This is a genomic window from Aeromonas sp. QDB56 (assembly GCF_027705505.1).
In the GTDB taxonomy this organism is placed as follows: domain Bacteria; phylum Pseudomonadota; class Gammaproteobacteria; order Enterobacterales; family Aeromonadaceae; genus Aeromonas; species Aeromonas caviae.
The window spans coordinates 17,715-30,498 of record NZ_JAPDBZ010000041.1 but is presented as its reverse complement, the minus strand read 5'-3'; the positions used below and the strand labels follow the sequence as shown (position 1 = coordinate 30,498).

General features: G+C 61.2%; 14 protein-coding genes and 2 pseudogenes. 6 read left to right on the top strand and 10 right to left on the bottom strand.

Annotated elements, in window-relative coordinates; all coding sequences use genetic code 11:
* Window positions 1-79 precede the first annotated feature (79 nt).
* Window positions 80-877, top strand: a pseudogene (locus OKB81_RS08980) (chitobiase/beta-hexosaminidase C-terminal domain-containing protein); the annotation flags it as partial.
* Between the two features lie 344 nt (window positions 878-1,221).
* On the opposite strand, the gene OKB81_RS08975 reads toward OKB81_RS08980, so the two are convergent.
* Window positions 1,222-1,521, bottom strand: coding sequence for a hypothetical protein (locus OKB81_RS08975; RefSeq protein WP_202395042.1), 300 nt, complete (start codon window positions 1,519-1,521; stop codon window positions 1,222-1,224).
* On the opposite strand from OKB81_RS08975, the gene glnS reads away from it, so the two are divergent.
* Complete coding sequence (gene glnS / locus OKB81_RS08970) at window positions 1,438-3,099, top strand: glutamine--tRNA ligase (RefSeq protein ID WP_160836844.1); 1,662 nt, start codon at window positions 1,438-1,440, stop codon at window positions 3,097-3,099. The two genes, OKB81_RS08975 and glnS, sit on opposite strands and share 84 nt — an antisense overlap.
* Before the next feature lie 98 nt (window positions 3,100-3,197).
* Here the strand turns inward: glnS and fur are convergent, their stop codons facing one another.
* The gene (gene fur / locus OKB81_RS08965; protein WP_010674102.1) at window positions 3,198-3,626 is read right to left on the bottom strand and encodes a ferric iron uptake transcriptional regulator; all 429 of its coding nucleotides are present in this window, start codon (window positions 3,624-3,626) and stop codon (window positions 3,198-3,200) included.
* A gap of 231 nt (window positions 3,627-3,857) precedes the next feature.
* Between fur and OKB81_RS08960 the strand changes: the two genes are divergently transcribed.
* On the top strand, window positions 3,858-4,331 hold the full coding sequence (locus OKB81_RS08960; protein WP_160837972.1) for a DUF4442 domain-containing protein: 474 nt from the start codon (window positions 3,858-3,860) through the stop codon (window positions 4,329-4,331).
* Window positions 4,332-4,399: 68 nt separating this feature from the next.
* On the opposite strand, the gene fldA is transcribed toward OKB81_RS08960, so the two are convergent.
* From fldA to OKB81_RS08940, 4 genes are read right to left on the bottom strand one after another with little or no spacing between them, the layout of a single operon-like run.
* Window positions 4,400-4,924: a flavodoxin FldA gene (gene fldA / locus OKB81_RS08955; RefSeq protein WP_010674104.1), complete on the bottom strand. Its 525-nt coding sequence runs from the start codon at window positions 4,922-4,924 to the stop codon at window positions 4,400-4,402.
* 40 nt (window positions 4,925-4,964) lie between these two features.
* Entirely contained in the window at window positions 4,965-5,261 is a 297-nt protein-coding gene (ybfE, locus tag OKB81_RS08950) for a LexA regulated protein (RefSeq protein ID WP_005325670.1), read from the bottom strand.
* Window positions 5,262-5,281: 20 nt separating this feature from the next.
* Window positions 5,282-5,503, bottom strand: a complete 222-nt coding sequence (locus OKB81_RS08945) for a DUF2788 domain-containing protein (protein WP_010674106.1) — start codon at window positions 5,501-5,503, stop codon at window positions 5,282-5,284.
* Between the two features lie 55 nt (window positions 5,504-5,558).
* On the bottom strand, window positions 5,559-6,341 hold the full coding sequence (locus OKB81_RS08940) for an alpha/beta fold hydrolase (protein ID WP_270805210.1): 783 nt from the start codon (window positions 6,339-6,341) through the stop codon (window positions 5,559-5,561).
* Window positions 6,342-6,614: 273 nt separating this feature from the next.
* Here OKB81_RS08940 and seqA point away from each other — a divergent pair, with 273 nt between their 5' ends.
* Together seqA and pgm are read left to right on the top strand one after the other, a co-directional pair.
* Window positions 6,615-7,124: a replication initiation negative regulator SeqA gene (gene seqA, locus OKB81_RS08935; protein ID WP_039039836.1), complete on the top strand. Its 510-nt coding sequence runs from the start codon at window positions 6,615-6,617 to the stop codon at window positions 7,122-7,124.
* Window positions 7,125-7,177: 53 nt separating this feature from the next.
* Entirely contained in the window at window positions 7,178-8,827 is a 1,650-nt protein-coding gene (gene pgm / locus OKB81_RS08930; protein WP_160837974.1) for a phosphoglucomutase (alpha-D-glucose-1,6-bisphosphate-dependent), read from the top strand.
* 73 nt (window positions 8,828-8,900) lie between these two features.
* Here pgm and OKB81_RS08925 read toward each other — a convergent pair.
* A pseudogene (locus OKB81_RS08925) lies at window positions 8,901-9,708 on the bottom strand (DMT family transporter).
* Between the two features lie 94 nt (window positions 9,709-9,802).
* Here OKB81_RS08925 and OKB81_RS08920 point away from each other — a divergent pair.
* Entirely contained in the window at window positions 9,803-10,285 is a 483-nt protein-coding gene (locus OKB81_RS08920; protein ID WP_270663655.1) for a MarR family winged helix-turn-helix transcriptional regulator, read from the top strand.
* 45 nt (window positions 10,286-10,330) lie between these two features.
* Here the strand turns inward: OKB81_RS08920 and mltB are convergent, their stop codons facing one another.
* The 3 genes from mltB to OKB81_RS08905 form a co-directional block, all read right to left on the bottom strand.
* Complete coding sequence (mltB, locus tag OKB81_RS08915) at window positions 10,331-11,428, bottom strand: lytic murein transglycosylase B (RefSeq protein ID WP_270663658.1); 1,098 nt, start codon at window positions 11,426-11,428, stop codon at window positions 10,331-10,333.
* 94 nt (window positions 11,429-11,522) lie between these two features.
* Window positions 11,523-12,125 (bottom strand): CDP-alcohol phosphatidyltransferase family protein, encoded by a 603-nt coding sequence (locus tag OKB81_RS08910; protein ID WP_270663660.1) that lies wholly within the window; start codon window positions 12,123-12,125, stop codon window positions 11,523-11,525.
* Window positions 12,118-12,780, bottom strand: a complete 663-nt coding sequence (locus tag OKB81_RS08905; RefSeq protein WP_160837978.1) for an ATP-binding cassette domain-containing protein — start codon at window positions 12,778-12,780, stop codon at window positions 12,118-12,120. The genes OKB81_RS08910 and OKB81_RS08905 overlap by 8 nt, the downstream gene beginning before the upstream one ends.
* Window positions 12,781-12,784: the final 4 nt, after the last annotated feature.

The window sequence follows — 12,784 nt, the reverse complement described above, 5'->3', positions numbered from 1 at the left end:
GTCATGACGGGCCAGCCTTATCCTGACGTATTCAACCTGACCTCGGCTTAGTCAAGCCGGGGCCGGTGAACGGTTACGCCTGAAGTACGCCACGGATGCCAGCGTTTTCGCCACCGACAAGACACGGGTCAACTTCTGGGAAACCCTCTACTGGGGTGGTTTCAACGAGGCGATGAAGTGGGCGCACAAGGGCTATGACGTGGTGCTCTCCAACCCGGATTACCTCTACTTCGACTTCCCGAACGAGGTACACCCGGCTGAGCGCGGCTACTACTGGGCAACCCGCTTCAACGACACCCGCAAGGTGTTCGCCTTCGCCCCGGAAAACCTGCCGCAGAACGCCGAGACCTCGGTTGACCGCGACGGCAACGCCTTCGTGGCCAAGGGTGACCAGGATCCGGTCAAGTTCAAGGGGATCTCCGGTCAGCAGTGGAGTGAAACCGTGCGCACCGATGCCCAGTACGAGTACATGGTCTATCCGCGTATCTTCTCCGTGGCCGAGCGCGCCTGGCACAAGGGCGGCTTCGAGCTCGATTACGTGAAGGGTCGCGAGTTCTCCGGCACCACCAAGCACGTGAACAAGGCCACCCTGAACAAGGAGTGGAACCAGTTTGCCAACGTGTTGGGTCAGCGTGTGCTGCCCAAACTGGACCAGGCCGGGGTGGAATACCGCCTCTCCGTACCGGGCGCCAAGGTGGTGAACGGTGTGCTGGAAGCGAATGTGGATCTGCCGGGTCTGCCCATCCAGTACAGCCTGGATGGCAAGAGCTGGAGCGCCTACGACGCTGCCGCCAAGCCGACCGTGGATGGCAAGGTCTACCTGCGTACCACCAGCTTCGATGGCAAGCGCACCAGCCGCGTCACCGAGCTGAACTGATAGCTAGCCTTCAATCCATAACGCAAGGTGGGTCGCAAGACCCGCCTTTCCCAAGGTCGATGGCCATCGGGTTTGGGAAAGGTTGACTCTGCGTGTGAACCTTTGTTGTGTGTGTTTTGTCTGTTTTTCATCACTTGAGACCCCGCCCCGTGCGGCAATGCTGTTCACTTAAGAGAATTTGAGTTCCAGTCCACGTAGTATCAGGGCTAAAAAATGAGGGAGGCATGATGCCTCCCTCTTTCTATTGCAAGCCACGCTGGATAAAGGCTGAAGGAACATCGACTGGAAACAGCCTTGCTCCCCCAACTCAAGTCGCATTTATGAATAATTAGTCAAAAATGTGCTTATCTGAACAGCATTGCGCCCCGTGCGGGGCTTTTTTTGACCAGGATCTCTGCAATTTCTCCCGTTTCGCCGTTTTTGGTGCGCCAATGACCCGAATTGGCCAAATTCAGGTTGAGGCAGGGCGCGTAATGAGGGATCATACCCGGCTTGACGGCGGGGGTATGAGGGTGCCAGCCGGCACAACGTCCGCCAGTGACGCATTTTTGAGGTGAGCCATGAGTCAGGCGAACAGCCCAACTAACTTTATTCGTCAGATCATTGATGAAGATCTGGCCAGCGGTAAGCACAGCAGCGTGCATACCCGTTTCCCGCCGGAGCCGAACGGTTATCTCCATATCGGCCACGCCAAATCCATCTGCCTGAACTTCGGCATCGCCCGCGACTATCAGGGTCAGTGCAACCTGCGTTTCGATGACACCAACCCGGCGAAGGAAGACATCGAGTTCGTGGAGTCCATCAAGCAGGACGTCCAGTGGCTGGGCTTCCAGTGGAGCGGCGAGATCTGCTACTCCTCCGACTATTTCCACAAGCTGCACGGCTATGCCATCGAGCTCATCGAGAAGGGACTGGCCTATGTGGACGAGCTCTCCCCGGAGCAGATGCGCGAATACCGCGGCACCCTGACCGCCCCTGGCAAGAACAGCCCGTTCCGCGATCGCAGCGTGGAAGAGAACCTTGCCCTGTTCGCCAAGATGAAAAACGGTGAGATGGCCGAAGGCTCCGCCTGCCTGCGCGCCAAGATCGACATGGCATCCCCCTTCATGGTGATGCGCGATCCCGTCATCTATCGCATCAAGTTTGCCCACCACCACCAGACCGGTGACGAGTGGTGCATCTACCCGATGTATGACTTCACCCACTGCATCTCGGACGCCCTGGAGGGGATCACCCACTCCCTGTGTACCCTGGAGTTCCAGGACAACCGTCGCCTGTATGACTGGGTGCTGGACAACATCAGCATCGACTGTCACCCCCGTCAGTACGAGTTCTCCCGTCTGAACCTCGAATACACCGTCATGTCCAAGCGCAAGCTGAACCTGCTGGTGACCGAGGGGCACGTGAACGGCTGGGATGATCCGCGCATGCTGACCGTCTCCGGTCTGCGCCGCCGTGGTTACACCCCGGCCTCCATCCGCGAGTTCTGCAAGCGCATCGGTGTGACCAAGCAGGACAACATCGTCGAGATGAGCATGCTGGAAGCCTGCATCCGCGACGATCTCAACGAGAACGCCCCGCGCGCCATGGCCGTGCTGCACCCGGTGAAGGTGGTGATCGAGAACCTGGCGGCGGACGAGGTGCTGACGGCGCCTGCGCACCCGAACAAGCCGGAGATGGGGACCCGTGAGCTGCATTTCTCCCGCGAAATCTTCATCGACGAGGCGGACTTCAAAGAGGAAGCCAACAAGCAGTTCAAGCGGCTGGTACTGGGCAAGGAAGTGCGCCTGCGCAACGCCTACGTCATCAAGGCCGAACGGGTCGAGAAGGATGCCGACGGCAAGGTCACCTGCATCTACTGCTCTTACGACCCCGAGACCCTGGGCAAGGATCCGGCGGACGGCCGCAAGGTGAAAGGGGTGATCCACTGGGTCAGCGCCACTCACTCCCTGCCGGCCGAAGTGCGTCTCTACGACCGTCTGTTCAAGGTGCCGAACCCGGGCGCCGAGGATGACTTCGAAGCGGCCCTGAATCCGGAATCCCTGGTGATCATTGAAGGGGCCCGGGTGGAGGCTTCCCTGAAGGATGCCAAGCCGGAGTTTGCCTACCAGTTCGAGCGTGAAGGTTACTTCTGCGCCGACAACAAGCTCTCCAGCGCCGAGCGCCTGGTGTTCAACCGCACCGTGGCCCTGCGTGACGTCTGGGGCAAGGTCGAGGCCTGATGAAGAGGGCAGGGGAGACCCTGCCGCTTCTGGTCCGGATTGCGGACACAAAAAAGCCAGCATCATGCTGGCTTTTTTATTGTGCTGACCAGGCCGAATCAATCGTCGTGCTTGCAGTCACCGTTGGCGCAGTGGCCATACAGGTAAAGGCTGTGGTTGGTCAGGCGGATGTTGTGCGCCTTGGCGATGTCGCGCTGGCGCTGTTCGATCACCTCGTCGGAGAACTCGATCACCTTGCCGCAGTCGAGGCAGACCAGGTGGTCGTGGTGCTCCTGGGTGGCGAGCTCGAACACCGACTTGCCCCCTTCGAAATGGTGACGGGTGACGATACCGGCATCATCAAACTGGTTGAGAACGCGATAAACGGTAGCGAGACCAATCTCCTCGCCCTGATCGATCAGCCGTTTGTACAGATCTTCCGCACTGGTGTGCTGGCAGTCCGGCTGTTGCAGGATTTCCAGGATCTTGACACGGGGCAAGGTGATCTTGAGCCCGGCCTTTTTTAACGCTTGGTTGTTGTCTGCCATTTCTATTTATTCGCATTCTCGAAGGTGTGGTTATTCTGATTGACTGCCGCTGTAATGGCAACCACGAACTCGCTTGGCCTGTCATTATAGGTCGTAGCCAAGTTAAAAATAAACCCAGCAATTCAAGGGCTTTAGCTCATCAAGCCCGTTATGGGAATATTCAGGCCCGCTTGCTCGACCAGAGAATGTTGATACTATGTGACTTCTTTATAGTCTGGTCGGATGAGATCCATGGATTGGCTTTTCGGCAATGCCGCCTGGGTGCGCTGCGCCCTCAACGCCTGGCCCCCCTTCTGGGGTGCAGGCATCAAGATAGAAACCCTGAGCCCCGATTTTCGCTTCTGCCGGGTCACTCTCAAGTCCCGCTGGTGGAACAAGAATGCCAACCGGACCCAGTTCGGTGGCAGCATGTTCGCCATGACGGATCCCATCTACCCGTTGATGCTGATGGGCTATTTCAAGAACCACTACTACGTGTGGGACAAGGCGGGCAGCATCAATTTCATCAAGCCGGGCAAGGGCAAACTGGTGGCGGAGTTCACCCTGAGCGACGCCAAGCTGGCATCGATCGTGGCGGCGACCGAGGGGGGGGAGAAGCACTTTCCCGAGTTCGAGGTGCAGGTGCAGGATGGCCAGGGCGAGCTGGTGGCCCAGGTGAAGCGCACCCTCTATGTCAGATCCAAGCCCCAGCACAGGGGGGGCTGAATGCCTGCTGCAGATGCAACAAGGGCCCCGTCGGGGCCCTTGTTGCATGAAGAGGGAGGGAGATCAGATCACTCCAGCTCGCCCAGGCACATCTCTTCGTGCAGCTGTTTGCACCAGCCCTTGACGCGCTCTGCAGTCAGCTCGGGTTGGCGATCTTCGTCGATGCCCAGGCCCACGAAGTGCTTGTCATCCACCAGTGCCTTGGAGGCTTCGAACTCGTAGCTCGCGGTCGGCCAGTGGCCGATGATGATGGCGCCCTTGGCTTCGACGATGTCACGCAGGGTGCCCATGGCGTCGAGGAAGTACTCGGCATAGTCTTCCTGATCGCCGCATCCGAAGATGGCCACCAGCTTGTTGTTGAAGTCGATCTCTTCGAGTTCGGGGAAGAAGTCGTCCCAATCGGCCTGGGCTTCGCCGTAGTACCAAGTCGGGATGCCGAACATCAGCAGATCGAAGCTGTCGATATCGGCCTTGCTGCTCTTGGCAATGTCACGGACTTCAATCAGTTGTTTGCCCAGTTCTTTCTGGATCATCTTGGCGACAGCTTCGGTATTACCGGTATCGCTGCCGAAAAACAGACCTACACTAGCCATAGTGTTTCGTTACCCGTATCTGGTGTTGATGCTTGACGGTTCAGATTGCGATGCCTGCTGCATGAGCAGACTCGATCTGTTGCTTCAGGATAGATTGGATCAGCTCGGCTCGGCTGACGTTCTGTTGCAGCGCAAGTTGGTTCAGGCGCTCCAGCAACTCGGCTTCCACCTTTAACTCGACCCGTTTCAGCCCGTTCTCACGATCGCGCTTGAGCTGGTTGCGCTTGTTGATCTTGAGCTGGGTCTCGCGGGGGAGTGGATTGGTCTTTGGCCTGCCGGGGCGCTTCTCAGTTGCGAACAGATCCAGTGTTGTTCGATCAGTTTGCTGTTTGGCCATACATCACAGATGAAAAGTAGTTAGCCGATCCCTGAGCCTTCCCAGCCCATTTCGATCAGCCCCTTGGCGACAAAACCCGCGCAACCCAGAAACAGCACCAGCCAGACGATGAAGCGGCCGAAGCGGGGCACATTGCCCCGTTTGAGCACGTCCTGAATGGCCAGACCAATCAGCAGGAAGATGGCCACGAAGAACAGTTTCAGGCCCAGACTCTCGATGAGATCGATGTGTTCACTCAGCATGGATTGCGCGCACTCCTTAAGACGGGCGCACTATATCACAAAGGATTTGAAACTGTTAACCGCCTGTCGACAGGAAATCCACAACCAGTTTGTTGAACAAAACCGGCTTTTCCGCGTGCAGCCAGTGACCCGTGCCAGCGATGACGCGTGCCTTGGCGGCCGGGAACTGGGCCATCGCGGCCCCGGTGTATTCGGGCAGCATATAGTCGGAGTCGCCCCCCTTGATGAAGAGTGTCGCGCCTTCGAAGCGGCGTTCATCGTCGGGCCAGCCCATGATGTTGGCGTAGTTGCGCTCAAGGGTCGGCACGTTGAAACGCCACCCCCATCCAGACTCCCCTTTGGCGAAGGATTTGAGCAGGAACTGGCGCACCCCGGCGATCTCGATGTGCTCGGCCAGCATGGCTTCCGCCTCGCTGCGGCTCTGGGGGGGCGTGGCCAGCGTGGCATTTAGCCCGGCAAACACGTTCTTGTGGCGGGCGTGGGGATAGGCCACCGGGGCGATGTCCGCCACTACCAGCTTGCTGACCTTGTGAGGGGCCTGCTTGGCGACCTGCATGGCGACTTTGCCCCCCATGGAGTGACCCACCAGGGCCACCTGTTCAAGTCCAAGATGGTCCAGCAGGGCCAGGATGTCCGCCGCCTGAGCCGGGTAGCTCATCTCGTCCGAGTGAAAGGAGGCACCGTGATTGCGCAGATCGACGCTGATGACCCGGTATTGTTCGCAGAGGGGGCGCGCCAGCAGGCCGAGGTTGTCCAGGCTGCCAAAGAGGCCATGGATCAGCACGACAGTCGGGCCTTCGCCCTGTTCCTTGAAGTTTAATCGTGGGTATTGTTGCAAAATGACACCTTATCGGTCGTGGGCTCTATCGCCATAATTTTTAACACACTGAAAGAAAAGGGTTTCATTAATGGTGGGGGATTTTTTTTGTGGTTTTTTTTCAAAAATATCTCCCCGGGATCGGCTATCAGTGCGGGGGATCACACACTTGGCCCGTCATTATGCCGTATTCTCAAGGAGATTCATGCACATCTGTCCGCCCCTTGCTTGGGCTGCCGGGTCTGCCTATGTATAATCGCCGCATCCGAATTTCGACGAGTCCAGCGCATCCCTATGAAAACCATCGAGCTTGATGACGATCTCTACTTCTTTATCGCGAGCCAGACCCGGCACATCGGCGAGAGTGCGTCCGATATCCTGCGTCGCCTGCTGGAGCAACCCGCCCAGGCCGGCACGGCAACCGTGGCGGCCACGCCTGCGACGCAACCGCAACCCGTGGCTGATGCCCTGGGGCTGGAGGCGTTGCTGGATTCCGGCGAGCTTCAGAAAGAAGAAAAGTCCATCAACCGCTTCATGCTGGTATTGAGCACCCTCTATCGGGACAACCCGGAAGGCTTCACCCAGGCGACCGAGATAAAAGGGCGCAAGCGCGTCTACTTCTCCCGTGACCCGGAAGCGCTGCGTGCCAGTGGCAGCACCACCAAGCCCAAGCCGGTACCGGAGACCCCGTTCTGGGTGATCACCAATACCAATACCAGCCGCAAGCAGAACATGGTGGCCCAGCTCATGAACAGCATGGGTTATGACGAGGATCTGACGGCTCGGGTGTGCGGCGCCGTTTAACCCATCAATGACTTCAGGCCTTGCCGGGCAAGGCTCAGCTCAAGGAAAACGCCATGGCACAGCATTCCCACGCCGGTCAGCCGGCTCGTCTTTGCGATCTGACCAACATTCCCCGTCTGGTCAGCGCCTACTACCTCAACAAGCCGGACATGAGCCGCCCTGAGCAGCGGGTCGCCTTCGGCACCTCCGGTCACCGCGGCAGCGCCCTGCACAGCGCCTTCACCGAATCCCACATTCTGGCGGTGACCCAGGCGCTGGTGGAGTACCGCCAGCAGGCCGGTATCACGGGGCCGCTGTTCGTCGGCATGGATACCCATGCCCTGTCCGAATCCGCCTTTGCCAGCGCGGTGGAAGTGCTGGCGGCCAACGGTGTCGAGACCCGCATTCAGGCCGGCCTCGGCTTCACGCCGACCCCGGTCATCTCCCATGCCATCCTGCGTCACAATGCAGGCAAACCCGTGGCGCAGGCGGACGGCGTGGTGATCACCCCGTCCCACAACCCGCCGGAAGACGGTGGCTTCAAATACAACCCGCCCCACGGCGGTCCTGCCGAAGGCGAGATCACCAAGTGGGTGGAAGACCGCGCCAACGCGATCCTGGAAGCGGGCCTGGCCGGCGTGAAGCGGATGCCGTTTGCCGAGGCCCTCAAGAGCCCGTTCGTGGTGGAACACGACTATGTCACCCCTTATGTGGATGATCTCGAAAACGTGCTGGATCTGGCCGCCATCAAGCAGGCTGGCATCAAGATCGGCGTGGATCCGCTGGGTGGCTCCGGCGTCGCCTACTGGGACGTCATCGCCAGGCGCTACGGTCTGGACATTGAGGTGGTGAACTACAAGGTCGACCCGACCTTCTCCTTCATGACCCTGGACAAAGACGGCAAGATCCGGATGGACTGTTCCAGCCCGTTCGCCATGGCGAGCCTGATTGCCCTGAAAGACAAGTTCGACATCGCCCTTGGCAATGACCCTGACTACGATCGTCACGGCATCGTCACCAAGGCGGGCCTGATGAATCCGAACCACTATCTGGCGGTGGCCATCCAGTATCTGTTCACCCACAGAACCGGCTGGCCCAAGGGGGCGGCCGTCGGCAAGACGCTGGTCTCCTCTTCCATGATCGACCGGGTGGCTGGCGAGATCGGTCGCACCCTCAAAGAGGTGCCGGTCGGCTTCAAGTGGTTCGTGGACGGTCTCTACAGCGGCGAGTTCGGCTTTGGCGGCGAGGAGAGCGCGGGTGCCTCCTTCCTGCGCAAGGACGGTACCGTCTGGACCACCGACAAGGATGGCTTCATTCTGGCGCTGCTGGCGGCCGAGATCCTGGCGGTGACCGGCAAGGATCCCCAGGCCCACTACGATGCGCTCGAAGCCAGATTCGGCCGCTCCAGCTACCGCCGCATCGATGCTCCGGCCAACAGCGCCCAGAAGGCGGTGCTCTCCAAGCTGGATCCGGCCCTGGTGGAAGCCTCCACCCTGGCTGGCGAGTCCATCCTCGCCAAGCTGACCAAGGCACCGGGCAACGATGCCGCCATCGGCGGCCTGAAAGTGGTGACCGAGAATGGCTGGTTCGCGGCGCGCCCCTCCGGTACCGAGTCCATCTACAAAATCTACATGGAGAGCTTCAAGGGGGAGGCGCACCTGGATCTCATCCAGCAGGAAGCCCAGCAGATCGTCTCCGCCGCCCTGGCCAAAGCCGGGGTCTGACCCTCACGGCAACAACCCATGTGAAAGAGGAGCCCTGGTGGCTCCTCTTTTTTTGTGTCGGGTTGACTGCGGATCAGCCGTTGTTGACGCTGCCGGTGGCGGCCTTGCGGTTCTGTCTGCGCTTGAGGAAAGAGCGGGCCGGCAGCTTCATCAGGAAGAGAGAGAGCAGGATGATGCCGATGCCGAGCCACTGACGGCCATCCAGGGTTTCTCCCACCATCAGCACACCGCAGGAGACCGCCACCATGGGATTGGTGAGAGCCAGCATCCCCATCACCTCCGGGCCATGGCGTTTGAGTCCCCAGAGCCAGGCCCAGTAGGCCAGAGCCGTATTGAGGATCACCAGCCAGATAAGCCCGGGAGTGGCGTCAGCCCGGGGCAGGGGCCAGCAGATCGTCCACCGGCCAGCGTTGCATCCAGCGGCTCGACTGGCCGATGAGCAGGGTGGCGAGCAGGGCGCACGCCACGCCGACGGGATCTAGATTGGCAGAGGGATTGAGCAACAAGAGCACCCCGACGAGCCCCATCACCCCCAGCAACAGCCACTTGATCGTCGGTCTGACACCGTCTTGCAGCCAGGCCAGCCCCATCAGGATGAGGGGCAGCGTCGCTCCCAACGTACCCGCCACGGCGCCGGGCAGGCGAAACGCCGCCACGAACAGCAGGGCGAAGAAGGCGGTGATGTTGCAAAATGCCAGCAGGAACTGCCTGCTCCAGACGAGAGGCGGTCTGCGGGGATGGAGCAACAGCAGCAGCACCCCGGCGGGGAGGGCGCGCCACACGGCCACCCAGTAGGGGGAGTAGTCGGTCAGGTAGAGACTGACGACGGCATAGGTGCTGCCCCAGAGCAGGGGGGCGAGCAGGGCGATCAGCAGCAGCATGGTTATCTCGTAACAAAGTATCTTTAAGTAAAGATACATTAGCCGCGAGTTAGTTTATTATCAAGTATCTTCATGTAAAGATAATGGAGCCCGAATGGAGAGTGATCATGTAGATCAGCTGCTGGCCCAGTGGGCCCGGCAGCGCCCGGACCTCGACTGCACCCCCATGGGGGTGCTGGGGCGGGTGGCGCGCATGGCGGCGATCGCCGGGCGCGAAGTGAGCGAGACCCTCAAAGAGTGCGGTCTGTTGGGGTCTGACTTCGATATCCTGGCGACCCTGCGTCGGGCCGGTGAGCCGCTGACCCCGACCGCGCTCTACCAGTCCGCCATGCTGAGTTCAGGGGCCATGACGGCCCGGCTCGACAAGCTGGAGCAGCGTTGCCTGATAAGACGTGAAGCCTCCCCCGATGACAGGCGCAGCCTGCTGGTCTGCCTGACGGAGCCGGGGCGGGAGCTGGTTGACCATGCGGTGGAACAGCACGTGGCGAACGAGCGCCGCCTGCTGGCCCCATTGAGCCTGGTCGAACAGGAGCAGCTGGCCGCCCTGCTCAAACGCTGGCTGCTGGAAAACGAATAAAAAAAACGGGCCTGCGGGCCCGTTTTCGTTGGCATTGAGGCTGACTCAGTAGCCGCCTCTGGCATCCCTGACGGCAAGGCCAAGCTGCCATACCGCCATGGCGTAGTGGGTGCTGTGGTTGTAGCGGGTGATGGCGTAGAAGTTCGGCAAGCCGTACCAGTACTGGTAACCGGTGCCGACATCCAGACGCAGCAGGCTCGCCTCCTTGTGATTGCCAAGGGAGCCGGTGGGAGCCAGCCCGGCACCGCGCAGGGTGGCTACCGGGTAGCGGGTCTGGAAGCCGTGCTCATAGCCCGGCAGCTGTCCCTGGCCGCGTATTGCCACCGGCTGCCCTTTCTCCCAGCCGTGGGCCTTGAAGTAGTTGGCCACGCTGCCGATGGCATCCACCGGATCCCACAGGTTGGTGTGGCCGTTGCCGTTGAAGTCCACCGCGTAGTTGCGAAAACTCGACGGCATGAACTGGCCGTAGCCCATGGCCCCGGCATAGGAGCCCTTGGGTTCGGTGGGATCCATCCCCTCATCCCGGGTCATCACCAGGAAGGCTTCCAGCTCGCCGGTGAAGAAGTCGGCGCGGCGCGGGTAGTCAAATGCCAGGGTCGCTAGGGCGTCGAGAATGCGCGTCTTGCCCATCACCCGACCCCAGCGGGTCTCCACCCCGATGATGCCGACGATGATCTCGGGTGGCACCCCGTAGATCTGCTGCGCCCGGTTGAGTTCACTCTCGTATTCACGCCAGAAGTTGACGCCGTTCTGTACGTTGTCCGGGGTGATGAACTTGGCGCGGTAGCGGTTCCAGGCGCCGGTCGGACCGGTGGGCGGTCTGGTGGTAGGGGCCTGGGCGTCCATCAGCTTGATGATCCAGTCATAACGCTCGGCCTGGGCCAGTACCCGGTGCAGCTCGGCGCCGTCGAAGCCGTGCTTTTGCACCATCCGCTGCACGAAGTTGTCCACGTTGGAACGATTGGCGAAGTCCCCCTTGCTGACCCCGGGCTGGCTCACCTGTCCGTAGAAGGGTTTGCTCGGCGGCGTCTGGTTGATGAAGGCGCTGTTGGGTTGGGGTTTGACCACGGGCTTGGGCGCCGGCGTGCTGCTGCAGCCGTAGATCAGGGGAAACAGGGAGAGGACACAGACAAGGCGACGCATAGGGTTCTCGTGAGCCTGAAAAAGAGTGCCGTCATGGTAAAACATTGGCGTGCAGGCGCAAGTGCTCCGTGCCGGCGCGCCCCCCGGGATCCCGTCAGTGCAGGGTGTGGTAGCCGCTCCAGATCCGGGTCAGGGTCGTGATGGCACAGAGCAGGGCGAAACCGTAGGCCAGTGGCACGAAGGCGGCGGGCCAGAGGCACATGAGCACGAAGAGGGCGATGGTTTCGCTCCCCTCGGTGAGCCCGCCCAGATAGTAGAGGGATTTGTGGTGGTAGACGGGGCTCTCGATGCCCCGTTTGCCCGCCATGATGGCAAAGGCCAGAAAGCTCGATCCCGTGCCCATGAAGGCGAACAGCAGGGTGGCGGCGGCCAGGGCGTTGGCCGGGTCGGCGAGGGCAAAGCCCAGCACCACGGCGGCGTAGAAGATGAAATCCAGCGTGATGTCGAGAAACCCGCCGCAGTCGGTGATGCCCGTTTCCCGCGCCACGGCGCCATCCAGCCCGTCCAGCAGCCGGTTGAGCAGAATCGCCGCCAACGCCCACTGATAGCAGCTAAAGGCCAGCAGCGGCAGCGCCAGCATGCCGATGAGAAAGCCGGCGAGGCTCACCTGGTTGGCGCTCACCCCGGCCCGGCACAGGGGGCGGGCGAGCGCGGCGAGGGGGCGGCGGATAACCGGGATCAGGTGGCGATCAAACAAGGTGGTGCTCCTCTTCTGGGATGGCTGGGGGGATCAGCTGCAAGATGGTGCCCGGCGCATCCTCTTCGTCGTGGGTCACCAGCAGCGCGGGGATGGCCTGCGTGCGCAGGCGCTCGAACACCAGGGTTCTGAATGCCGCCCGCAGCGGCTTGTCGAGGCGGGAGAAGGGCTCGTCCAACAACAATGCCCTGGGCTCGGCCAGCAGGGCACGCAGCAGGCTGACGCGGGCTTTTTGGCCACCTGAGAGCGCCCCGGGCAGCTTGTCCGCCTGAGCCTCCAGCCCGACCTCGGCCAGCGCCTCGCGGGCCCGGGCCTGCCTTGCCGCCATCCCCTTGAGATGCGCCGGCATGCCGAACATCAGATTGTCGGCCACCGTCAGGTGGGCAAACAGCAGGTCATCCTGAAACAGGATGCCGACCCCCCTCTCCTGGGGGGGCAGCGGTGTGAGGCGATGTGCGCCGAGCAGGATGTCCCCGGTCAGCCGGATGGGCCCCCCGGGTGGCAGCACTCCTGCCAGGGCCGCCAGCAGGGAGCTCTTGCCACAGCCGCTCGGTCCCATCAGGGTGAGCACCTCGCCCGGGGCCACCCTGAGGGGAGGGAGCGTCAGCAGGGGGGCGCCGTCGAGGAAGAGGGTAAGTGCGGAGGTATGCAGCATCGGG